Here is a 21,239-nt window from a genome sequence, read left to right as displayed (position 1 = left end):
CGGCTATATCATTGTTCGGCCGCGCGACGCGGCCTGTGGGCCGCGATTAACAAAGCCGATCGGCCGTTTACGCTCGCAGCGTCAAATGTCTCGCGTTCGCGACGACCACCCATCGGCGGTTGCACTGCTCGTGACCATCGTTGCCGTCTTGCTCACATTCGGGGCGCTCGTGTCGATGTTCGCCCCAGAACTGACGGCCAGCGATCCCACCGCTTCCCCCATATCGGACGGAAATGAGACGTCGGTCAATCGATCGAATACGACGCCCGACGATCGCGCGACCGCTTCGGCCGGCGATGCCGGAACCAGCCTCGATGCGACATCGAACGGCGGTGATTCCGGCGAATCGACGGCCGAAACGGCCGCGGACGGCACTGACGCGACCGCAGTCGCTATCGGTGGCGAGCCGTCCAACAATCCTGAGGAGGCGGGCGACATGCCGGCCGAGGAAGCGGCCGCCGACGAGCCGTCCTTGACCGACGATGAAGACGACGTCGATCCCCTCGAGTGGGCGCTCGCGGAGGCCGGACTGGCAGACGACGAGGACGGATCGGCCGAGCGCAACCCGGACGATCCAGACGAGGGTGAAGACGAGGACGACGAACGTGGACCGCCCGAAGACGCAGGACCACCCGAAGACGCAGGGCCGCCCGAGGATACAGGGCCGTTCGACGATAACGACGGGCCGCTCAACAACTGAGAGCGAGTTCGATTCGGCACTCGAGACCTCGCCGATCGTGACCGTGTTCGAATCCGACGGACGGTGGTCTCCTTCTCCAATGGCGTCGAAGGCACATCCATGACGACCACTGCACTCGTAACCGGCTGTTCGTCCGGTATCGGCTACGAAACGGCTCGTGCGCTGTTGGCCGCGGACTGGCGCGTCTATGCGACCGCCCGCGACCGCGACCGAGATGGCCTCGAGAACCTCGCCGATCGCGGGGCTGACATCGCGGCGCTAGATCTGACCGAACCCGATGACATCGATCGCGTCGTCTCGCGGATCCGCGAGGAGGCCGGCGGCATCGACTGCCTCGTCAACAACGCGGGCTACGGCCAGTTCGGACCCGTCGGTGACGTACCGACGATCCTGCTCGAGCGCCAGTTTGCCGTCCACTGTTTCGGCCCACACCGGTTGATTCGGGCGGTGCTGCCGGGAATGCGCAGACGCGGACGTGGGCGAATCGTCACCGTCACCAGCGCCGCGGACCGGCTCGCACTGGCCGGCATCGGCGGCTACACCGCCTCGAAGTGGGCGATGGCGAGTCTGAGCGACGCGCTCAGACAGGAACTGTCCGATACCGACATCGAGGTCGTCGTCGTCCAACCCGGGATCGTGAACACGCCGTTTTACGACCGAGCCGTTCGAGCGGTCGACGACGCGGCCGCGACCGCGCGGGACGCGGCGCGATCAGATCCCGACGTGACCGCGGCGGAGCGGAACGTGACCGTCGTCCAACCCGATCACTACACCGACCTCTACCGCGTCCTCCGACGGCTCCGCGCCGTCGAGGGAAGCGGGCCGCTCGTCAACGAACCCGAACGGGTTGCGTCGACGGTCCGCGAGGCCGCAACCGCCCGGAATCCCGACACGCACTACCGCGTCGGTCCGATACCGCTCCTCGGCTCGCTGTACGGAACGCTCGTTCCCGCCGCGATCCGCGATCGCCTCACGCGCCTTGGAGTTCGGGTCGCTGCGAGCGAACCCGTTCTTGACCTGCTCGAGCGACGTATGGCCGACGCAGAGTCAGAGCGGTATCCGCGCCGGTGACACGGCACTGAAAAAATGCGACTCGATCGTGGCTACCGCGTGCCGGCAGCCGTTCCGGTACGAACGTCTCGACCGCCGGCATACGCGATGTACGCCGAGAGTACGGCGGCGACGAGCCCCGAGACGATGTTGCTCCAAATCAGTCCGATCCCGGCGGCCTCGAGGGCGTCCATCGCGAACTGGCCGTCGATGGCCCACTGTGAAACGGCGATCCACAGTGCGAGAAGGGCGACAAGCGACATGACGCCGGTGCTCGTCGGGTGAGCGTTGCTGATCCGGTAGTAGTTGTACCCCGCAAGCAGGAAGATCGCACCGCCGATCAGTACGTTGTTCCACAGCATGGCCGGTTCCTGCTCGTAGACGAATGGCGAGACGGCGATCCAGAGGCCGATCAGGGAAACGAACCCGCTCAGCCACTTTCGCCCCGCCGCGTCGTCGTCACGGGTGCGCGATTCACCGCTTACTGGCTCGTTCGTCGTGGACTCGCTCATGGGTCTCTCGGTTGTCGGTACCGTGCGAGGACGCAAAAAGCGAGACGACTGTTCCAGCCGTGCGCCGGAAATCCGCCGGGAAACCGGTCTGGACGGCGATCGGTCAACGGAGAGGTGGGGACGACCAAACTCCCGTTTCGGCGCTCCAATGGATGACTGGCGAATGGCCACCCGATCCGGTAATCGGACGTTACGACATAGACAGTCGAGGGAAAAACCATCCGGGTGTGACGGCGTACCGGAACCGCTTCGACCGACCGAGGACGCGTGATTGGCCGCCGCTCGCCCAGCCGCGTTCCGTCACTTCGTCACGGTCCTCGAGCGGAGAACGACGGACGGAATGCATCGCCCTCGGCCGTACTCGGTCCCGAACTCCCCGCAGTGATTTCACGCGTTGAAACGATTTTATCGTCCGTATAGTGAACCGCCGAACGACGAAATTATCGCGCAATGAAACTACTTGCAACGACCGTTCGGAGACAGTACGGCCCGCGGAGTCCCACTGTTCTCTGCCCGGAACCGTCTTTTCACGGCCCAGTAAGGGCGTCCGAGACAGCCACAATCGGGTGTACCGATCCGGTCGGCCGGTCTGCTACTGCTCGAGCGAATCCGGCGGTGGCGACCGACACCGAGATGACGAGCGCGTAACGATCAGCACGACGATCGATTCCGACTACTGATACAATGCGTCGCAATGTCCGACGACAGCAGACGAAAACGCGATCGATCCAACGGGGCGTCCAGCTTTTGCTCATCGTCAGCGGAGTCGCCTTCCTGCTGGCCGGGTTGGTACTCGCCGCAAGCGGTGCCTCCGTCAGCAGCGCGTTCGGGGCGGTTAACGACAGACTGGACGGTTCGGATCAACCGGCCGATGACGGTGCCGGATCGGCCGGCGGAGACACCGCAGGCGGCAACGAATCGGCCGGAACCGGCAATGGAACCGACAATAGCGGGGGAAACAGCGATACCGATAACGGTGGAACCGACAATGGCGGGGGAAACAGCGGTACCGATAGCGGCGGAACCGACAGCGGTGACACTGACAACGGCGACACGACCGACGATGAAACGCACACGCTGACGGCAGTCGTGGAAACCCAGGACGGCCAACCGCTTGACAACGCGACCGTCACCCTCGATCACGGGGACGGCTCGAGTCAACAGCAGGGCGTCGACGATGATGGTGAGGTCGAATTCGATCGCGAGAACGGCCAATATACGATCACCGCGACCGCGGACGGGTACAAAACCAGCGAGCAGACCGTCCAACTCGACGGGAACGACAAGACGGTCACGCTGACCCTGACGAAGCAAAGCAACACCGGCGGCGGTAACAACAGCGGTGGCAGTAACGACGATGGAACTCACTCGCTGGCGGTGACAGTGACGTCCCAAAACGGGTCGTCGCTCACCAACGCAACTGTCGAACTCCGGGACGAATCGGGTCTCTTCGGCTCGAGCGAGACGAAATCTGTCGGTCAAAACGGAACGGCCGTCTTCGAGCGAGAGAACGGTGAGTACACGGCCATCGCGAAAGCGGATGGATACGAGACCGAGCGACAGACCGTCCGCCTCGACGGATCGGACAAATCGATCACGCTGCAACTCAGCGCACGCAACGGGTGACGCCGGCCCGCCGCGAGGCTGACCGGTTTCTGTTTCTGTTCGGCTGACCGAGAGGCGGCCGTCTCGTCGCACCGTCTTGCAGTTCATTGCTGACTGTCTGAACCGGTGTGAGAAGATGCACTCCGACGGGATGATAGAGGAAAGTGCGCGCATGCGAGGGCTGTCAGTCACGGAGCGACCGACGGCACTGCCGGATGACAACGACGACTCCGCGCCGCTCGATCGGTATGACACTGTAGTAGATCCGGGAGACGCATCCGAGACGCGATGCGTCTCACTGATTGCACTCGGTGCAGGGATCGAGACGGGCATGCTGAGTACAGAGATGCGATACGCTTCTCGCAGCGCTCACCGGCCGAGAGCGGACGCCGTTGATCGACGGCCGATACGTGGTCGACGGACCGGTGACAGTACACTACTCGGACAACGGATGGACGTACTGACGCGGAACGAAGCACTCGCTCGCGGGAGGACAGACGACGCGTCGAAAAGGCGTTACGCGGTAGTCAGAACGCTCATTCGACCGTCACGCTTTTCGCGAGGTTGCGCGGCTTGTCGATCGGCCGCTCGAGCAACTTTGCGGCGTGGTAGGAGAGCAGTTGCAACTGGACGTTCGCGAGCAGGCCCGCCCAGACGGGATGGGTGTCGGGAATCGACAGATGCGCGTCGGCGACATCGACGAGGGAGTGCTCGTCCGGGCCGACGGCGACGATCGGTGCGCCGCGAGACTGGGCCTCGATTGCGTTCGTCTTCGTCTTTTCGTCGTCGCTGCTCGTGTAGACCGCAAACAGCGGCGTCTCCTCGGTGACGAGCGCGAGCGGGCCGTGTTTGAGCTCGCCGGCGGCAAAGCCCTCGGCGTGTTCGTAGGTGATTTCCTTGAACTTCAGCGCACCTTCGAGTGCGACCGAGCGGCCGAGCCCGTTCCCAATGAAGAAGAACGACTCGCTGTCGATCGTCTCGCGGGCGAGCGATTCGGCCGCGCTCGTCTCGAGGACGGTCTCGACGTGCTCCGGGAGGTCCGCGAGCGTCTCGAGCATCGCTTCCTGATCCTCGGCAGGAGTCGCATCGGGCGCGTCCCCGGCGATCCGCTGGGTGAGCAACGCGAGCGTGACCGCCTGCGAGGAGTAGGTCTTGGTCGCGGCGACGCCGACCTCGGGGCCGGCGCGGATGTAGACGGCGTCGTCGGCCTCGCGCGCCGCCGTCGAGCCGACGACGTTGGTGACGGCGAGTGTCCGTGCGCCGCGGTCTGCTGCCTCTCGGAGGGCGTCGAGGGTGTCGGCGGTCTCGCCGCTTTGCGTGACCGCAACGGTGAGCGTGTTCTCGTCGACCGGGCCGGACGTGTATCCGTACTCGCTCGCTCGGAGGACCTCCGTGCGAACGCCGGCGGCGCGCAGTAGCTGGCCGCCGTACAGCGCAGCGTGGTACGAAGTGCCACAGGCGACGAACTGGATCGATTCGACGTCCGTGAACGAACCGGCGGGGAGGGTATCGAAGGAGACGTCGCCGCCCTCGACGCGGCCCTCGATCGTGTTAGCGAGCGACGTCGGCTGGTTGTTGATCTCCTTGAGCATGTAGTGATCGTACTCGCCTTTCCCCGCGTCTTCCGGATCCCAGTCGACGGTATCGATCTGGCGCTCGAGTGGCGTCCCGTCGAGATCGGTGATCTGATAGGAGTCCGGCTCGAGGACGACCAGATCGCCGTCCTCGAGGTAGATCACTTCGTCGGTGTGATCGAGGAACGCCGGCACGTCGCTGGCGAGGAACCACTCTTCGTCGTCGATGCCGAGGACGAGCGGCGATCCCTTCCGGGCGGCGTAGACCGCCTCTTCGCCGTCGACGATGGCGGCGATCGCGTAGCTACCCTCGAGCGTGTCGACGGCCCGGCGGACCGCCAGTTCGGTGTCACCGGTCTCGTCCCGGAACTCGTCGATGAGGTGGGGGATGACTTCCGTATCGGTGTCGCTCTCGAACTCGTGACCCTTCGCCCGGAGGTCAGCCTTGAGCTCGTCGTAGTTGTCGATGACGCCGTTGTGGACGACGGCGACGTCACCCGCCGTGTCAGTATGTGGGTGAGCGTTCTCGTCGGTCGGCGGCCCGTGGGTGCTCCAGCGGGTGTGGCCGATCCCCATGTTGCCGTGTGGCTGGGCGGGCAGCGCCGACTTGAGTTCGGACACCTCGCCCGAACACTTGTGGACCTTGACGCCGGAGCCGTTCTGGACGGCGATCCCCGCCGAGTCGTAGCCTCGGTACTCGAGGTTCTCGAGACCGGAGAGGAGCGTCTCAGCCGCGTTTCCGTGCCCGATTCGAGCAATAATTCCACACATCAGCCGGTCACCTCCGTTCGACTGACTACCGTCGGCCGTCGGTCGCCGCGCAGTCGGCGTCCGATGGCGGAATCGAGCGTTACATCGGAGGTGTCGAGTCGGCACGAGACCGCTGCCAGGGCAGTGCTGTTCCGTATCATTGGTATCACCGACCCGATCCGTCATCGGTGCCGACGGACCGGCGTCACTCCAATCACATGCAACAGCAGGCATTACTATACGACGAGTAAGACGGTACCGGGAATACGACGGGCAATAGCGACTGTCTAAGTCGGTGTTCGTTGTCACAATACGGTCTGTCCGTCTCCGACGCCCGCTCGTCGGTCCGTCCAAACGGAACGGTTTCGTTCGACCGAACATTCCACAACCGTTTCGAAACGGGTGCCTACCGGACGTGTGCTGACGATATCGGTATCATCCGAGGCCACCGCATAACTCGGACGCTTCGCATTTCGTACGGACTGAGAAACGACGGCCGTCGTCGCTCGGCCGTGCCGCCTTCCGAGCCGTTCGGACGAGTGATAACAGACTCCCGAGCCGTTCGGACGGCTAGTGCCAACTGTGTCAGGAGTGGGTGCGTGATTGCGGGAGCGGATTCTCGATCTCGTCCGACTGCGCTTCGTCGGTGGGCGTTCGATCGGCCAGACTGATGACGTTCTCCCGGCCGACCGATTGCTTCTCGATCGTCCCGTCGGAGTGCATCTGCGAACAGATTCGGCTGACCTTCGATTTCGACCAGCCGGTCTCTTCGGCGATTCGATGCTGGCGGATACGACCGTGGTTCGCGACGAGTAGCCGGACCACCTTCCCTTCGTCGCTCAGCAGTGTCGGTGGTGTTTCGGGTGAGAGATACGACTCGTACGCTCGGTGATCGTCGGTGTGTTCGCGGTTCGATTCGCCGTCGTCACCTGCCGCAGTCACCAGCGGGAGCGACGAAAGCCCGACGTTACGGGTCGATGCGACCTCGGCCAGTCGGAACCCGACGAGCCCGCTGATTAGCAGGAAGAGAACCACGATCAGGGCTGCTTCCCAGAACGACGCCGTACGAAGCAGTTGTATGATGGACAACAGTCCACCGGAGCGATCGCCCATCCGCAGTACGAGCGCTTCCGATGTAGTCGCATGGACATCGTGATGAGCTAGCAAAGCCGGGCCGCCGCTCGAGCTGGTGGTGGAAATCGATGCGAGCTGGGCTCCGACTTCGATCTGGGGCGTGGACACCATGATTCGCGGTTCTTCTGCAGTCGGTGCGTGATCGAGCCACAAATCATCGTGGACTCGCCGACCGCATCGGAGATCAAACTCATGGGACCTTCATTATAGAGTCGTACAGGACCGTTTAGCGATGGTATAAGCGACCGCACCGTCGATACGTTTCTCGGCGGATATCTGCCAATAGCGCGCTCGACCGCCGGTTTCAGTCCGTTGACGCTCTCGCATTCGTTTATTCGCGGTATAGTAAACCCCGAACGGTGACTCGCGAATACCACGGCACGGCCGCGATTGCGGATATACCAATTCCGAACGGTCCCGTCGCACGCCGTGTGCGACAGACCAGCGACACTATCACCCATGACCTCGATAATCAGCGACACGGAGACGCGAGCGGACGACCGAGAGAGCGACCGCCACGTACGAGACGACCGCGGTGAGGGAACGGCCCTCGAGCGCACGGACGTCTCGACGCGTTCGGCGACGATCTGCGTCGTCGGACTCGGATACGTCGGACTCCCGCTCGCGGTCGGGTTCGCACAGTCGAGCTACCGCGTGATCGGATACGATATCGACGAGACGACGGTAGAGCGACTGCAGGCGGGCACCGACACGACCGGTGATCTCTCCGACGAGGCGGTTCGAAACGACGACATCTCGTACACGACAAACGCCGGCGCGATCGGCGAAGCGGATTACGTCATCATCACCGTTCCGACGCCGATCGACGACGACGACCGACCGAACCTCGAGTACGTCGAAAGTGCGGCGACCACCGTCGGTTCGAAGATGGACCCTGGGACGACGGTCGTCCTCGAGTCGACCGTCTATCCGGGTTCGACGCGGGAGGTCCTCGTGCCGGCGCTCGAGGAGGCATCCGATCTGACCGCGGGCGAGGACTTCTTCGTCGGCTACTCGCCGGAACGGGCCACGCCGGCCGACGAGCAACACGGCCTCGAAGACGTCGTCAAGGTCGTCAGCGCGCAAAACGAGACGGTACTCGAGGACGTGGCGACGCTGTACGAATCGGTCGTCGACGCGGGTGTCCACCGCGCTCCGTCGATCGAGGTCGCCGAAGCCTGTAAGGTCATCGAGAACATCCAGCGCGACGTCAACATCGCGCTCGTCAACGAGCTGTCGATGGCCTTCGAACGGATGGGACTGGACACCCAGGAGGTGCTCGAGGCGGCGGAAACGAAATGGAACTTCCACGGGTACCGGCCGGGACTCGTCGGCGGACACTGCATCCCGGTCGATCCGTACTTCTTCGCACACCAAGCGAAGCGAGCGGGTGCCGACCCGGACCTGATACGCACGAGTCGGAAGGTAAACGAGTCGATGCCGGGACACGTCGCCGAGTTGACGATAAAGGCGCTCAATCAGTGTCAGAAGACGCTGGGAGAGAGCCGTGTGCTCGTGCTCGGGCTGGCCTACAAGTCGGACGTCGGTGACATCCGAAGCTCGAAAGTCGCCGACGTTGTCGATCACCTCCGCGAGTTCGAAATCGACGTCGCGGGCTACGATCCGCACGCGGAAGACGACGCGATCCGGAGATCGTGCGATATCGACGTTCAGGAATCGCTCTCGTTCGACGGGTTCGACGCCGTCCTCCTCACGACCGCGCACTCGGCGTTCGAGGACATCGACCTCGACGACGTCGCAGTGGCCCTCGACGACGACGCCGCGCTGGTCGACGTCGCGGGCGCGTTCGAACCGGAAGACGCAGCCGACGCCGACCTCGTCTACCGCAGCTTATAATGTATCGACGACACACGATCGGCGTGATCGTTCCGGCGTACAACGAGGGCGGACGCATCGGTGACGTCCTCGCGACGATGCCGGACTTCGTCGACCGCATCTACGCCGTCGACGACCGCTCGACCGACGATACCTGGGAGATCATCCAATCCTACGCGGCCACCTCGACGCGGGCGACCGCCGAATCCGCCGCGGTCGATGCATCCCAAAGCGGCGGCGAGCGGATCCACGCGTCCCTTCCGGACGGCGGCGCAGTCGTCGGCTCGGAGATCGTCCCCATTCGCCACGCGGAAAATCAGGGTGCCGGCGGCGCACTCCGAACAGGGTACGTTCACGCACGCGACGACGGCGTCGATATCGCGGTCACGATGGACGCCGACGGCCAGATGGACCCCGATCAGCTGCCGAAACTGCTGGATCCGATCGTGGACGGCGACGCCGACTACACGAAGGGCAACCGGCTCGCCGATCGGCCCTCTCGCCGAGAGATGCCGCCGTTTCGGCTGTTCGGTAACTGGCTGCTGACTCAACTCACGAAGATCGCCAGCGGCTACTGGCGGCTACAGGATCCCCAAAACGGATACACCGCAATCTCACACGAGGCGCTGTCGGCGATCGACATCGAGTCGCTTCCGGACGATCACGATTACCCCAACGACCTGCTCGTTCGATTGAACGTCGCCGGAATGCGCGTCGCCGACGTCTCGATGCCGGCCGTCTACGACGACGAGGAGAGTACGATCCGGTATTCGACGTTCGTCCCAGCCACCTCGATCACGCTGCTCCGTGGCTTCTGTCGCCGGATGTGGGCGCGGTTCGCCGCCGACCGACTCCACCCCGCCGTGCTCTGTTATGCGGCGGGAATCGCCGCGCTAATCGGGGCCGCCTCGATCGCGGTCGTCGGCGGTGCAAACGCGATCAGCGGCGATCCGTCCGTGCGCGAACCGATCGCGGCCGCGTTCGCGTTCCTCGCCGGAGCCGGATTCCTGCTGGTCGCGATGCGCGTCGACGCACGAGACAACGCCGGACTGGGGGTGCGTCGCTGATGCGCGTTATCGTCACGATCCAGCACCCTGGCCACGTGCACTTCTTCAAGCACGCGATTCGCACGCTCGAGTCACAGGGCCACGACCTCCACGTCTTCGCGCGCGAGAACGAAGTGACGGTCGAGCTCCTCGAGCGCGCCGGGATCGACCACGAGGTACTGGCCGGCGAGTCGAGTTCGCTGGTTTCTCTGGCGGCGGTGCAGGCGACCTACGAGGCACGGCTTCTGCGTCGCGCGCGGCGGATCGATCCGGACGTGATCGCAGCAATCGGCGGCGTCGCCGCGGCCCACGTCGCGTCGGTCGTCGGCGCGACGAGCGTCGTCTTCTACGACACTGAACATGCCACGCTGATCAAGAAGCTCGCGTACCCGTTCGCCGACGTCGTCTGTACGCCGGAGTGCTATCAGGGAGACGTTGGCTCCAAGCAGATCACGTACCCTGGCTATCACGAGCTCGCGTACCTGCATCCCGATCGGTTCGAGCCCAATCCCAGCGTCCTCGACGACGCCGGCCTCGAGCCGGACGACACCATCGTCGTGATGCGACTGAGCAGCTGGGACTCCTCGCACGACGTCGGCCAGGGCGGATTCGATGACCCTGTCGACGTCGTCGGTCGGCTCGAAGACGCCGGCGCGACGGTCCTGCTTACGTCGGAAGTCGACCTTCCGCCCGAACTCGAGACCTACCGGTACACGCTGGCACCAGATCGGATGCACGATCTGCTCGCCTACGCCGACTGTTTCGTCGGCGAGGGGGCAACGATGGCCGCCGAAGCGGCGGTGCTCGGAACGCCGGCGGTGTACGTCAACTCACTCTCGCTTGGCTACGTGTCCGAACTCGCCGACGAGTACGGGCTCGTGTTCAGCTATAACGGCGACGATCGCCACGCCAAGTCGCTCGAACGAGCGGTCTCGATCGTCGAAACCGACGATCCATCGACGTGGCGACGGCGACGCGACCGACTGCTCGCCGATCGAGTCGACGTGACCGACGTCATCGTCCGCGAGGTCGAAACGGCCGGGTCCGATACCGATCCGGACCGGTCGGCACTCACGCCGAATCCAGGCTAACCATGCACGTCCTTCATCTCATCACTTCCACGCGATCGTTCTTCGAACAGCAAGTCGCGGTCCTCGAGGATCGCGGCGTCGAGTGTACCGTCATCGGCGTTCCCGGCGAGTACAGCGCCGATTCTCCGCGGACGCCGCTAGATTACCTGCGGTTTTACCCGCAAGTGCTCTCGCACGTGGTCTCGGACGACTACGACCTCGTCCACGGCCACTACGGTCTCGTCGCGCCATTTGCGCTCGCCCAGCCAACTCGTCCGGTCGTGTTGAGCCTGTGGGGGACGGACCTGATGAGCGATATGGGGTGGCTCCGCCGGATCAGCCGGTACGGCGCTCGGTTCGCGGACGCGACCGTCGTCCCGAGCCCGGCCATGTCCCGCGAACTCGACGCCGAGCACGTGGAGATTCCGTTCGGCGTCGACACGACGCAGTTCAGACCGATCCCCCGCGAGAAAGCCCGCGACCGGATCGGCTGGGACACCGACGCGCGGATCGCACTGTTCCCGTACGACCGAAGTCGATCCGTCAAGGACTTCCCGCGAGCCGAACGCGTCGTCGACCGTGCCGACACAGAGCTCGAGCTCCGGACGATCGACGACGTCCCCTACGACGAGATGCCCTATTACATGAACGCAAGCGACGTATTGCTCGTCACCTCGAGACGGGAGAGCGGGCCGATGGTCGTCAAAGAGGCCGCCGCCTGTAACGTCCCGATCGTCTCGACCGACGTCGGATTCGTCCGCGAGACGGTCGGCAACATCGACGACTGCATCGTCGGAACGACCGACGACGAGCTCGCCGCCGGCCTCGAGCGTATCCTCTGCGGCGATCGTCGGTCCGACGGGCGCGACGCGATCGACGGACTCGGGCTCGAGGCGATGGGCGATCGCCTGCTCGACGTGTATCGTCGCGTCCTCAACCGACCGAACGGAACGGTCCATCGCACGGGGGTCGGTCATGAAGTATAGCTCGCTGTCGGAGCTGCGGCCGCTGCGACTCGACACGGTCGCGGCGATCGGCGGGCTCTTGATTGCGCTGGTGTTGTTCCCGCTGCGATTGTTCGTCTCGCAGATCTATCTCAACACGGTGCCAATCGTCCTCGGCGTCGCGTGCGGACTGTACCTCCTTTCGCTGTATCAACAGGACCACGCGGAGGCGTTTCCGGCCTTACCTTCGCAAGTGACGATGGCCCTACCGGCCGTCGTACTGACCGGACTCGCCGGGCTCGTGGCGCTGACGGTGGTCCAGGGCGAGCGAACCCCGCTGTTCTTCGGAGCGGCGGGCATCGTGGGGACGCTCCTGCTCGCACAGATTCTCTTCGCGAGCGACCGCGACCTCCATCCCGGCCTTCTGGTGTTACAGATCGTCTGCTTCGCGATCGTCTTCCGGTTCACTGCACTGTACGCGACGCCCGGCTACGTCGGGATCGACATCTGGACTCACAGCGGGCTCGTAAAGTCGATCCTCTCCGAGCAGTCCCTCGGGGCGATTTCCCACGATAAGCACTACGGCTCGCCGTTCTATCACCTACTGGTCGCCGCCTCGTCGTTGCTGTACGATATCCCCGTTCGTGGCGCGTTGTACCTCTCGGTAGGGCTAGTGATGCCGCTCTCGGTGTTGCTCGTCTACGCGACCACGAACCTGCTCGTTTCGGCGCGGTGGGCCGTGCTGGCGACGGCGTTTTTCGCCTTTGCGGGCCACGTCACGCGGTGGGGAATGCACATCATCCCTACGAGCCTGGGACTGGTCTTTTTCCTCGGAGTGCTGTATGCATTACTCCGTGTGATGCGGATCGAGTACACGATACGTGACTTCTTCGTCCTCCTCTTGCTGAGCATCGCCGTCATCCTCACTCATCAGGTGTCGACGTTCATTATGCTCGTGTTGCTGCTCGCAGCGTTTCTTGCGCAGGTCACGTTCGTTTTCGGTCCGTTCGGACTTACACGGCTTGATACGAGCGTCTTCCGGACGAAGAAGCCGGTCAACCTCATCGGGCTCGTCGTCTTCAACTTCGGACTGACGATCTTCGTGTGGTCGCTGACACCGTACCAGCGGCAGTCGTTCCTGGCGACGGTGCTGAAATACTTCTCGGAAACGCTCAAGGAGAGCGCCGGGTTCCTCAACATCCAGAACAGTTCCTCGTCCGGAGGGGCGGCGGCAGCGGCCGAGAGCGCGATGACGCTGCTCGACCGAGTCGTCCCCTACGTGGACAAGGCCGGTTTCCTCTTGCTGCTCGGCGCGACGTTCGTCGGCTGCCTGTACGTCGTCCACAGGCGACGCGCCGAACAGTCGGTGTTTACGCTCCTGCTCGCGTCGGCCTTCATGCTCGTGTTCGTCCTCGCCTTGCCGATGTTCGGTATCCGGAATTTCATTCCGACGCGCTGGTTTGCCTTCCTGTATGCACCGATGGCCGTCCTCAGCGCGATCGGTCTGCGGACGCTTAGACGGAGCCTCACTCCACGGATCATCTTCGTCGTGCTGTTCTCGTTCATCCTCGTCTATCCCGGTGCGATGATGCTCACTGCTGAAAGCACCGCCGACAATCCGGTTTTCTCGGAGCACCACGAGCGCCTCGCGTACGACCAATCGGAGCTTGCGGCCGCGGACGCGGTCGGCGAACTGACCGGGTCGCCCAGCGGCTACGAGATTGGACGTGACCAGCATATCTACACCGATCACCCCTATCAGACGTTGATCGCCCGGACCGGGGCGTATCCGGCGACGGCGATGAATCCGGCGGTCGTTCCGCCCGACGGTCCTATGACGCACAACTACACGATCTATCGAACGAGGCAGTCGACCGTGGGATCGTACTTCAGAACCCCGTCCGGAAGCGCAGAGATGCAGAAGGTCTCTCGAGCACGGCTCTGTCGGCCCGAGCAAGCGACGGTCTATACGAACGGTGACGTGACGATGTGTACGCCCTCTCCGGCGACTATGACGTGATGACGTGGCCGTCCGCGTCGGAGTTTCGGTAGGAATGGATCGATCTCTGTCGTCACCGACGGTCTCGACTGATCGATTTTTCGACCCGCTGTGACCAACTCCGACAACAACAGTAGCAATTCGACGGTTCTTAGCTCCGGTCGCGTCTCCCCCGTCTCGAGACGACCGGCATCGATCGCTTTGGCCGACATTCCGTTCTACACGGGTGTCTCCCTCGTTTGGCAGCGGACGACATAGCGCCGCCTCGAGTCGACAAGGTGGCCTGCTCCGCTCCGCTCTCGAGTCTCGTACCGCCGCTAAGAAAACAGCGAGCCGCGTGCAGTCCCCCCAGCTCGAGCGAGCCGTCTCGCCGACCCTCCTGTCACTTCGGCCGCTCGAGTCCGTGCCGACGGCTCCCGGTCACTGTCGTCTCTGGTCGTAAGCTAGCCGCCAGATATCGGTGGCGACCGGTGCGCCGTCCGACAACCAGAGCGCCAGAACGGAAACGCCCAACAGCGCCTGAAACGCGACCTGTACCGTCAGCCCCTCCATCATGAGCAGATACACGTATCCGAGGAGGTATCGGACGACGTGGTCGGTGAAGCCACCGTCAGCGCCGGCCGGCGGCGATGCGATCGGCCAGAGAAGCATCCGGAAATCGATCACTTCGCCTCTGAGTATTCGACTGAGGACGTCAGCAGCAGGATGTGAGAGGTAAGCGATCGAGAAGGCACCGGCGAGCGATCGGGCGTCCCATCGATCGGCCACCGCGTACGCAACGAGGCAGATGACGGGCGCGACGATGATCGAATGGCCGATCGAGTAACCGGTCTCCGTGATCCCCAGGGACCAGGCGAGTGGCTTGTCGATCAGGTCGGGCAGCTGTGAGGCGATGGCGACGATGATCGTCTCGTGGGCCGACGGCGACCGTCGCAGGATCACGTTCGCCGTCAGCGAATACAGAACGTACGCGAACGCGAGGTGCTCCCACGGCCACATCTATCTATGACACCTCAATCGGGAGCCGAATGACGCGATAGGCGTTGTCGACGGTCGGCTCCGACGGCGGCTCGTCCTCGTAGAGCAACACTGCCAGCCGAAGGGATCCCCTGCGCATTGTCGGCGTGATGTTGAGTGACTGACGGTGTGAGCCACCGGCGGCAACCGTTGCCGTTTGTCTGGTCAGTTCGACCGACTCGTTGACGGTTGCAGTGTTACCGTCGTAGTTCACCCGCTGGAGCAAGACAACAGTCGTGTACGTCCGCTCTCCGTGCTCGCGGTTGGTAATCGTCAGCGGGAGTTGCTGGGACTCGCCCGCGGTGTAATTCGCGTCGTACATCGTTTCCATCCCGCCGGAGATATTCTGCGTGTCGACCGAGAGTTCCGTGAATCCGTCGTTCTGGGGTGGATTTGCGATGGCGAATCCGCCGCTTGCGAGCAACAGAACGACGCCGACTGTGATTGCCACGTTGTACGGTCGTGCGTTCGGTCGTCCGTACGGGCTCGGCCCTCGCTGAGCGAAGAACGGAGACACCGACGAAAGCGTAGGGACGAACCGTCTATCGGGCGAACAGCGGTATCGAGCCCCGGTCGCGACGAGCGCGAGGAGAATGGTGGCCACCGAGAGTCCGGAGAGTACCGGTTCGAGCGTCACTCCCCCAGGGGTTGCGCTCGCGAAAAGGGTGATCGCCGGAACGAGTGCAACACTAAAGACGACTGAGAGGATCGTCCGTTCGATCGCCTTGAGACCACCGCTGACCAGGAGAGGGTTACCGAGGCCGGTCTTCTCCTCGTCGAAGGAGCGATAGTCGTCGTTTGGCTCGTCCGGAAAGAGGGCGGAAACGAGCGCGTACCCCGGAAGAAAGAGGATGAGCGGAAGCGCGAGCGCGATCCGTCCAACGCCAGTCGCTCCGGATAGAATGCCGAAGGTGAGCGTGCCAGTCGCTGCGATGACGATCGCCAGGTCGAGAAACCACCAGTCGGTGTCGCTCATTCCGTCGATACTGGGTTCCCATGGCGGTTTATTATCGCCAGGATAAGCGCCCTGTCGAGTAGTCAGTCCGACGGTCGTCTGACGCCCATCTATAACGATCCCGACAACGGATTATCCCTTAGGGATTATCAACCGGCCAGGACCGTCACAGGAGCGTGAACGGTAGGAAATTCAGATTGAGTATTCAGAGTATAATGTTGGAGTTGTGGTGAAATAAACTTTGTATTGACTCCGGAGAAGGAGGCATAGAGGCCTCATAGATGGCGAAAATGCGGTATAAAAATGACTTGAAAACAAACCAACCTCCGTGAAAGGAGCGAAAAATCAGAATTAAGGGAATACACGGTTTCGATACTTTATTACCTCCTTCTGATTAGGGAAGACTGTGCAATGAACGCGGAATATATCAGCCCGGAAGAGAAGAATGAGCAGGCCGCGGACGACGATGCTCAGGACGCGGACACGGAAGCTGATTGCGCCTCCGAGGAGTCGGCGTTTTCGAAGGACGAAATCTTTCATCTCCTCCAAAACGAGCGCCGGCGGCTGGTGCTCCGCTATCTCCGGGGCACTGAAGGGCCCGTACGTATGCGCGATGTCGCAGAACAGGTCGCAGCGTGGGAACACAATACTACCGTCGAAGACCTCACGTCGACACAGCGCCAGCGCGTCTACATCCCGCTCTATCAGTCCCACCTCTCGAAGCTCGACGACGCGGGTCTGATCGAGTACCAGCAAAACCGCGGCATCGTCGAGCGAAAACCGCTCGCCGACCGCGTCGATCAGTACCTCGAGACGGATGTAGAGACCGAACCGACCGAGCAAGCGAGTTCGACCGACGCCGAGTGGGACGATTACTACGTCGCCACGATCGTCCTCTGTTATGCGATCCTGCTTGGCGCAGTGATCGAACTGCCGGTCGTCTCGTTCCTCTCTGGAATCAGTCTGAGCGCGGTCATCCTCTTCCTCTTTACCGTCCTCACCCTGAGCCGAGTCATCGACTAACGACGGACACCCACAGTAAATTCCGGCTCCGACCGACGGTACGAACGGATAGAACGTATTCTATCGTCAAACGATCGACGATCAGGCGATGAACACTGAAATCGTGACGAGTCCGACGGCGGCAAGCAGAAAGCCCAGGGAGAGTGCCGCTAACAGCGTACTCGAGAATCGATTGCCCTCGCTCGAGTGAGCGGGGCGTTCGACGAGGCCCTGTCCCTCATCGAATTCGATGGCCCCTGACGCGTCAAGCGCCGGAAGTCGGTCGCAGTGCAGTCGTTCGTGAACGGTTGCCCACGTTTCGATCGACGGTCGGGCCGGTTCGATCAGCGTATCGGTGACCTCATCGACGGTTACGGGCGTGTCCAGTTCGTCGATGACGGCCAGTAACCCAGCGTCCGATTCTGGAAGGAACGTCGCCGCCCGGCCATCGTCTTCGATGTCGTCCAGTGATTGTTCGTTCGGAGCGTGGATCAGCGTCACACCTGATCCGCTCTGTGATTCCTCGGACGACTCTTCAGTGGACCCGTCCGCTGAAGCGTGTAACCAGGACGGCGTCAGACGCATATTCCGCGCTAAAATCCGTTGGTATATAAGTATACTCATGGTTTACTCGTCGTAAACGGAATAAATTGCTGGTAATCGCTCGCTCGCTCGCAATAACCGCGGCCGGACCGCATTAACGATCCGTGACATCGGCCGAGATGAGTCGGTTACGCTGTGCAACAGCCGATTGCGGAGAACGCAACCAAGAAATCGGTCGCTCCCCCACGTCTGACCAGCGTTCGAGCCACCCGCGGAGGTCGACGAGACGAAGCTTGTGTCTGGCCGGCAGGTCGTGGACGTGCTCGAGGTCGCCCAGCAGACGGCGATCGAGGTCGTACCGGTCGAAGAGGGTCTTGCGGTCCGGCCACGGCGGTTCGAAGGAGGTGAGAAGTGGTGCCTTCCGGCGCACGAACCCCTCGATTTCGTTGAACAGCGTCGTATCGTACGGTCGATCCGGTGGCCTGTGTCGCAAGATGTCGGCGTCGATTCGCCGACACGCCCGGAGGAACGTGTCCGTCGTTCGGTATTCCGGAGGGGTTTGCAAGTGCCAATCGATCAGCTCGCGGTCCGTCGCCAGAAACGACGTCAGAAACCGATCCGAGAGGTGATCGTGAAACGGCATCGACGGCTGGTTCGCGATGCCACAGCAGGCGAGAGCGTTCTGGACCGTGTCCGCGCGCCACTGTCTCGCATCGAACTCGGCGGCGATCGCCTCCCTGACGAACCGCGCCGGATCCGCGTCGAACGACGTTCGATCGGTGAGTTCACGACTGGCCGCGGCGTCGTAGCCAAACTTCTTGAGGAGCACCTCGACGGGGTCCGGGTCGGACTCGAGTCGGCCGGTCGGGACGCGTTTGCCGAGGACGTCGACGGTCTTCCGCGCGGCGAAGTGGCCGCGAAAGAACGTATCACAGAGGAGTCCGTGGTACATCGTATCGACATCCATCTCGTCCGCGTAGCCGGCGTGGTGGATGTGCAGCGACTCCTTGATCCCGTGAGAGTGGCGCACCTTCGATTCGTCGGCGCGGAGGTAGCGCTCGTCCGGCTGAAAGGCCGTGTGGCCCATGTCGTACTGCTCGGCGAGACGTTTCGCGCCACGGACCTCTGCGGCGTCGGGTGCACCCACGGTGTAACTGTGGTCGATGTCGGTGAGTTGTGAAGGGATGATCCGCGAATCGTAGCCCGCCGAGAGCAACACACCCTTTCGGCCGGGCAGCACTGAGCGCCGTTGGAGCGCCCGCTCGAGCCGATCGGCGAGTTCGTCCACGACATCGAACTCTCGAGGGTCGTAGACGAACCGTTCGAGCGGATCGACTGCCGTCGGCGTGAGTCGGCTGTCGAGTGGCAACCGGTGTAGTTCGGTGACGGCCGTCTTTTCGCCGAGCGTCACCCCCAGGTGCATGAACTCGAGGATCGCGTCCCGGTGAAGTGTCGGGTCAGAAATCGTCCGTGCAATCGTCGCGGTATCGGTCCCGAAGACTCGGACCCCGGGCTCGTCGGTATAGAAACACTCGCGGGAGCGAACCGGGTCCGTGGCGACGAATGCGTCGCCGCCGGGCCCGGTGTCGAGAACGACCAGGTATGATCCGTTAAGTTCCTGCAGCGCCTCGCGTCCGTCAGCCTCGTACGACTCGAGAAGCCAGCGTGCGGCGTTCGACTCGTCGCCGGGAACGTACGATTCGCCCCATATCAGGCAACGGCCGTCGTCACCCGCGTAGGTGGCACTCCAGCCAGGAGTTCCGAGGTCCTCGTCTCTGATGCCGACCGTGACGGTCGATCCGGTAAGCACCGCGTCGAATTCATCGCGAGACCTGAACCGCTCGAACGTGTCGATACCGCCGAATACGCCAAATAATTCTCTGTTCATCGTCGACGACTTTCGCGGATGGCGTCCGCCCGTTCGTATCGAGCCGGCGAGCTCCGGACGGGCCCTCGTCTCACGGACGCCTCCGGTATCGTCCTCGGAGGTGCGTTCAATAACTATGCAACCGTTAAGCGTCAGCGCGGGCGTTACACGCCGTCTCGAGCCGCCGCCGCTGTGGCCTACCGTCTCCATAATAATAGGATCGCTGTCGGTAGCTTCGCCCCGCCAATGTCTCAGCAACGTGCTACGCGACGACGATTCCTCGCACTGGCGGGTGCGGCCGGACTCGTCGGTACGGCCGGTTGTACGGAACGACTCAAGTCTATGACCGGCCAGTCCGACGGGAATTCGTCGAACGACACGACAAACAATACGACGGACAAGCCAAACGGATCGTCAGTGCCGGGACTCGCAGACGGTGTTCCGGCGCTCGAGACCGAATTCGACAGCCGAGAGCGGTTTCGCCAGCCCGGCGAGTCCCTCGACAATTTCTCCGACCTTGAGCCCTGGACCGTCGAACAGGGAACGGGGGAGGCAGACACGGACGTCGTGTTCGACGGCAAGCAGAGTTTCCGACTGCAGTCGAACGGGAGCCAAAACATCCTCGCTCAACGGAACCTCGGAGGAAAGAGCCTCTCGGAGACGGACCTGTCGTTTGCGGTGCGGACGTCGACGCCAAACAGCATCGCAGTCAACCTGCGCATAGTCGACCAGTTCGGCAGCGATAAGATATACTCCCTCCGGCAGATCCGGTATCGGGATCCCGATATCGGCTGGTTCCGAGCGAGCCCCGGTGTCTTCCAGCAGAGCGAGTACGAACCCGCACTGGACCACCTCGATCGGCTCGAAGTTCACGTGCTCCACTCCATGCCGAAGGCGGAGGTCTGGATCGACGACCTGCGCACGCACGAAACGGCCGATCAGGGGTACGTCATGTTGAGTTGGGACGACGGAACGCTCGACTACTACGAGAAGGCCGCGCCGATGCACGACAAGTACGGGTTCTCGGCGGTGCAGGCCCCGGTGCCGCGATGGGTCGAACAAGGTCGCGACGGGAAAATGTCGCTCTCGGAACTCAAAGAACGCCAGAAGGCCGGCGATCAGATCGTCGTCCACGGGACCCACAACCCGATCGCCGAACTCGACGACGAATCGGCCATCGAGACCCGGCTGAAGCAGGACAAACGGTGGTTCATCGAGAACGGGTTTGAGGGCGCGAACTACATCGTCTATCCCCACAACAGCTTCGACAAGACGAGTCTCGAGCATACGACGAACTACCACTACTGCGGCGGCTTCAACCAGGCCGGTAACGTCAACACGACGAGCGTCTACGGCTTCGATCCGCTGGTGTTACCGCGGACGATCGGCCACGACCTCGAGATCGCGAAGCGAAGCGTCGATCTCGCCGCACAGCACAATCAGTGTACAATCCTGAATTTCCACTCCTTCGAGGTCAACAACACGATGCCCGAGGGCGACTACGAGACGCTGCTCGAGCACATCGACAGCGCCGATGTCAAGGTCATCACCTTCGACGACCTCTGGACGCTACGAGCGGGCGGCCGCTAAGTTCGGATCTCGAGACGTTCATTTCTCGGAGTTACTGTCTCTCCG

At 62.8% G+C, this 21,239-nt stretch carries 17 protein-coding genes; 10 read left to right on the top strand and 7 right to left on the bottom strand.

Annotated elements, in window-relative coordinates:
• Positions 1–85 precede the first annotated feature (85 nt).
• Both ACJ70B_RS02505 and ACJ70B_RS02500 read left to right on the top strand, forming a co-directional pair.
• Positions 86–700: a hypothetical protein gene (locus ACJ70B_RS02505; RefSeq protein WP_408958841.1), complete on the top strand. Its 615-nt coding sequence runs from the start codon at positions 86–88 to the stop codon at positions 698–700.
• 99 nt (positions 701–799) lie between these two features.
• Positions 800–1,771: an SDR family NAD(P)-dependent oxidoreductase gene (locus tag ACJ70B_RS02500; RefSeq protein WP_408958840.1), complete on the top strand. Its 972-nt coding sequence runs from the start codon at positions 800–802 to the stop codon at positions 1,769–1,771.
• Between the two features lie 32 nt (positions 1,772–1,803).
• On the opposite strand, the gene ACJ70B_RS02495 is transcribed toward ACJ70B_RS02500, so the two are convergent.
• Positions 1,804–2,262: an SPW repeat protein gene (locus tag ACJ70B_RS02495; RefSeq protein WP_408958839.1), complete on the bottom strand. Its 459-nt coding sequence runs from the start codon at positions 2,260–2,262 to the stop codon at positions 1,804–1,806.
• A gap of 684 nt (positions 2,263–2,946) precedes the next feature.
• Between ACJ70B_RS02495 and ACJ70B_RS02490 the strand changes: the two genes are divergently transcribed.
• A complete protein-coding gene (locus ACJ70B_RS02490) occupies positions 2,947–3,888 on the top strand; it encodes a carboxypeptidase-like regulatory domain-containing protein (RefSeq protein ID WP_408958838.1) in 942 nt (313 codons plus the stop codon).
• A gap of 515 nt (positions 3,889–4,403) precedes the next feature.
• Here ACJ70B_RS02490 and glmS read toward each other — a convergent pair.
• Positions 4,404–6,212 (bottom strand): glutamine--fructose-6-phosphate transaminase (isomerizing), encoded by a 1,809-nt coding sequence (gene glmS, locus ACJ70B_RS02485; protein WP_408958837.1) that lies wholly within the window; start codon positions 6,210–6,212, stop codon positions 4,404–4,406.
• 564 nt (positions 6,213–6,776) lie between these two features.
• Positions 6,777–7,280, bottom strand: a complete 504-nt coding sequence (locus ACJ70B_RS02480; protein ID WP_408958836.1) for a helix-turn-helix transcriptional regulator — start codon at positions 7,278–7,280, stop codon at positions 6,777–6,779.
• Positions 7,281–7,784: 504 nt separating this feature from the next.
• On the opposite strand from ACJ70B_RS02480, the gene ACJ70B_RS02475 reads away from it, so the two are divergent.
• From ACJ70B_RS02475 to ACJ70B_RS02455, 5 genes are read left to right on the top strand one after another with little or no spacing between them, the layout of a single operon-like run.
• Positions 7,785–9,182 (top strand): nucleotide sugar dehydrogenase, encoded by a 1,398-nt coding sequence (locus tag ACJ70B_RS02475; protein ID WP_408958835.1) that lies wholly within the window; start codon positions 7,785–7,787, stop codon positions 9,180–9,182.
• Positions 9,182–10,228 carry a glycosyltransferase family 2 protein gene (locus tag ACJ70B_RS02470; protein WP_408958834.1) on the top strand — a complete coding sequence of 349 codons (1,047 nt, stop codon included), beginning with the start codon at positions 9,182–9,184 and terminating at the stop codon, positions 10,226–10,228. The genes ACJ70B_RS02475 and ACJ70B_RS02470 overlap by 1 nt, the downstream gene beginning before the upstream one ends.
• The gene (locus tag ACJ70B_RS02465; protein ID WP_408958833.1) at positions 10,228–11,298 is read left to right on the top strand and encodes a DUF354 domain-containing protein; all 1,071 of its coding nucleotides are present in this window, start codon (positions 10,228–10,230) and stop codon (positions 11,296–11,298) included. Before ACJ70B_RS02470 ends, ACJ70B_RS02465 begins: the two co-directional genes overlap by 1 nt.
• 2 nt (positions 11,299–11,300) lie before the next feature.
• Positions 11,301–12,263 (top strand): glycosyltransferase, encoded by a 963-nt coding sequence (locus tag ACJ70B_RS02460; protein WP_408958832.1) that lies wholly within the window; start codon positions 11,301–11,303, stop codon positions 12,261–12,263.
• Positions 12,253–14,241, top strand: a complete 1,989-nt coding sequence (locus ACJ70B_RS02455) for a hypothetical protein (protein WP_408958831.1) — start codon at positions 12,253–12,255, stop codon at positions 14,239–14,241. Before ACJ70B_RS02460 ends, ACJ70B_RS02455 begins: the two co-directional genes overlap by 11 nt.
• Positions 14,242–14,640: 399 nt before the next feature.
• On the opposite strand, the gene ACJ70B_RS02450 is transcribed toward ACJ70B_RS02455, so the two are convergent.
• Together ACJ70B_RS02450 and ACJ70B_RS02445 are read right to left on the bottom strand one after the other, a co-directional pair.
• Entirely contained in the window at positions 14,641–15,219 is a 579-nt protein-coding gene (locus ACJ70B_RS02450; protein WP_408958830.1) for a metal-dependent hydrolase, read from the bottom strand.
• Between the two features lie 4 nt (positions 15,220–15,223).
• Positions 15,224–16,213: a DUF1616 domain-containing protein gene (locus ACJ70B_RS02445; protein ID WP_408958829.1), complete on the bottom strand. Its 990-nt coding sequence runs from the start codon at positions 16,211–16,213 to the stop codon at positions 15,224–15,226.
• 390 nt (positions 16,214–16,603) lie between these two features.
• Between ACJ70B_RS02445 and ACJ70B_RS02440 the strand changes: the two genes are divergently transcribed.
• The gene (locus ACJ70B_RS02440; protein WP_408958828.1) at positions 16,604–17,215 is read left to right on the top strand and encodes a hypothetical protein; all 612 of its coding nucleotides are present in this window, start codon (positions 16,604–16,606) and stop codon (positions 17,213–17,215) included.
• A gap of 81 nt (positions 17,216–17,296) precedes the next feature.
• Here ACJ70B_RS02440 and ACJ70B_RS02435 read toward each other — a convergent pair whose 3' ends face one another.
• Together ACJ70B_RS02435 and ACJ70B_RS02430 are read right to left on the bottom strand one after the other, a co-directional pair.
• On the bottom strand, positions 17,297–17,695 hold the full coding sequence (locus ACJ70B_RS02435; RefSeq protein ID WP_408958827.1) for a hypothetical protein: 399 nt from the start codon (positions 17,693–17,695) through the stop codon (positions 17,297–17,299).
• A gap of 196 nt (positions 17,696–17,891) precedes the next feature.
• Positions 17,892–19,625 (bottom strand): hypothetical protein, encoded by a 1,734-nt coding sequence (locus ACJ70B_RS02430; protein ID WP_408958826.1) that lies wholly within the window; start codon positions 19,623–19,625, stop codon positions 17,892–17,894.
• A 225-nt stretch (positions 19,626–19,850) separates the two neighbouring features.
• Between ACJ70B_RS02430 and ACJ70B_RS02425 the strand changes: the two genes are divergently transcribed.
• Positions 19,851–21,194, top strand: coding sequence for a polysaccharide deacetylase family protein (locus ACJ70B_RS02425; RefSeq protein WP_408958825.1), 1,344 nt, complete (start codon positions 19,851–19,853; stop codon positions 21,192–21,194).
• Positions 21,195–21,239 lie beyond the last annotated feature (45 nt).

It is taken from the genome of Natrinema sp. 74 (assembly GCF_046097095.1).
Taxonomy (GTDB): domain Archaea; phylum Halobacteriota; class Halobacteria; order Halobacteriales; family Natrialbaceae; genus Natrinema.
This window is presented reverse-complemented; position numbering and strand designations above follow the sequence as displayed.

Excerpts from the sequence above, each read along its gene's own strand:
- ACJ70B_RS02505 (WP_408958841.1), top strand. The coding sequence starts at position 86 with ATGTCTCGCGTTCGCGACGACCACCCATCGGCGGTTGCACTGCTCGTG.
- ACJ70B_RS02500 (WP_408958840.1), top strand. The coding sequence starts at position 800 with ATGACGACCACTGCACTCGTAACCGGCTGTTCGTCCGGTATCGGCTAC.
- ACJ70B_RS02495 (WP_408958839.1), bottom strand. The coding sequence starts at position 2,262 with ATGAGCGAGTCCACGACGAACGAGCCAGTAAGCGGTGAATCGCGCACC.
- ACJ70B_RS02490 (WP_408958838.1), top strand. The coding sequence starts at position 2,947 with ATGCGTCGCAATGTCCGACGACAGCAGACGAAAACGCGATCGATCCAA.
- glmS (WP_408958837.1), bottom strand. The coding sequence starts at position 6,212 with ATGTGTGGAATTATTGCTCGAATCGGGCACGGAAACGCGGCTGAGACG.
- ACJ70B_RS02475 (WP_408958835.1), top strand. The coding sequence starts at position 7,785 with ATGACCTCGATAATCAGCGACACGGAGACGCGAGCGGACGACCGAGAG.
- ACJ70B_RS02470 (WP_408958834.1), top strand. The coding sequence starts at position 9,182 with ATGTATCGACGACACACGATCGGCGTGATCGTTCCGGCGTACAACGAG.
- ACJ70B_RS02465 (WP_408958833.1), top strand. The coding sequence starts at position 10,228 with ATGCGCGTTATCGTCACGATCCAGCACCCTGGCCACGTGCACTTCTTC.
- ACJ70B_RS02460 (WP_408958832.1), top strand. The coding sequence starts at position 11,301 with ATGCACGTCCTTCATCTCATCACTTCCACGCGATCGTTCTTCGAACAG.
- ACJ70B_RS02455 (WP_408958831.1), top strand. The coding sequence starts at position 12,253 with ATGAAGTATAGCTCGCTGTCGGAGCTGCGGCCGCTGCGACTCGACACG.
- ACJ70B_RS02450 (WP_408958830.1), bottom strand. The coding sequence starts at position 15,219 with ATGTGGCCGTGGGAGCACCTCGCGTTCGCGTACGTTCTGTATTCGCTG.
- ACJ70B_RS02445 (WP_408958829.1), bottom strand. The coding sequence starts at position 16,213 with ATGAGCGACACCGACTGGTGGTTTCTCGACCTGGCGATCGTCATCGCA.
- ACJ70B_RS02440 (WP_408958828.1), top strand. The coding sequence starts at position 16,604 with ATGAACGCGGAATATATCAGCCCGGAAGAGAAGAATGAGCAGGCCGCG.
- ACJ70B_RS02430 (WP_408958826.1), bottom strand. The coding sequence starts at position 19,625 with ATGAACAGAGAATTATTTGGCGTATTCGGCGGTATCGACACGTTCGAG.
- ACJ70B_RS02425 (WP_408958825.1), top strand. The coding sequence starts at position 19,851 with ATGTCTCAGCAACGTGCTACGCGACGACGATTCCTCGCACTGGCGGGT.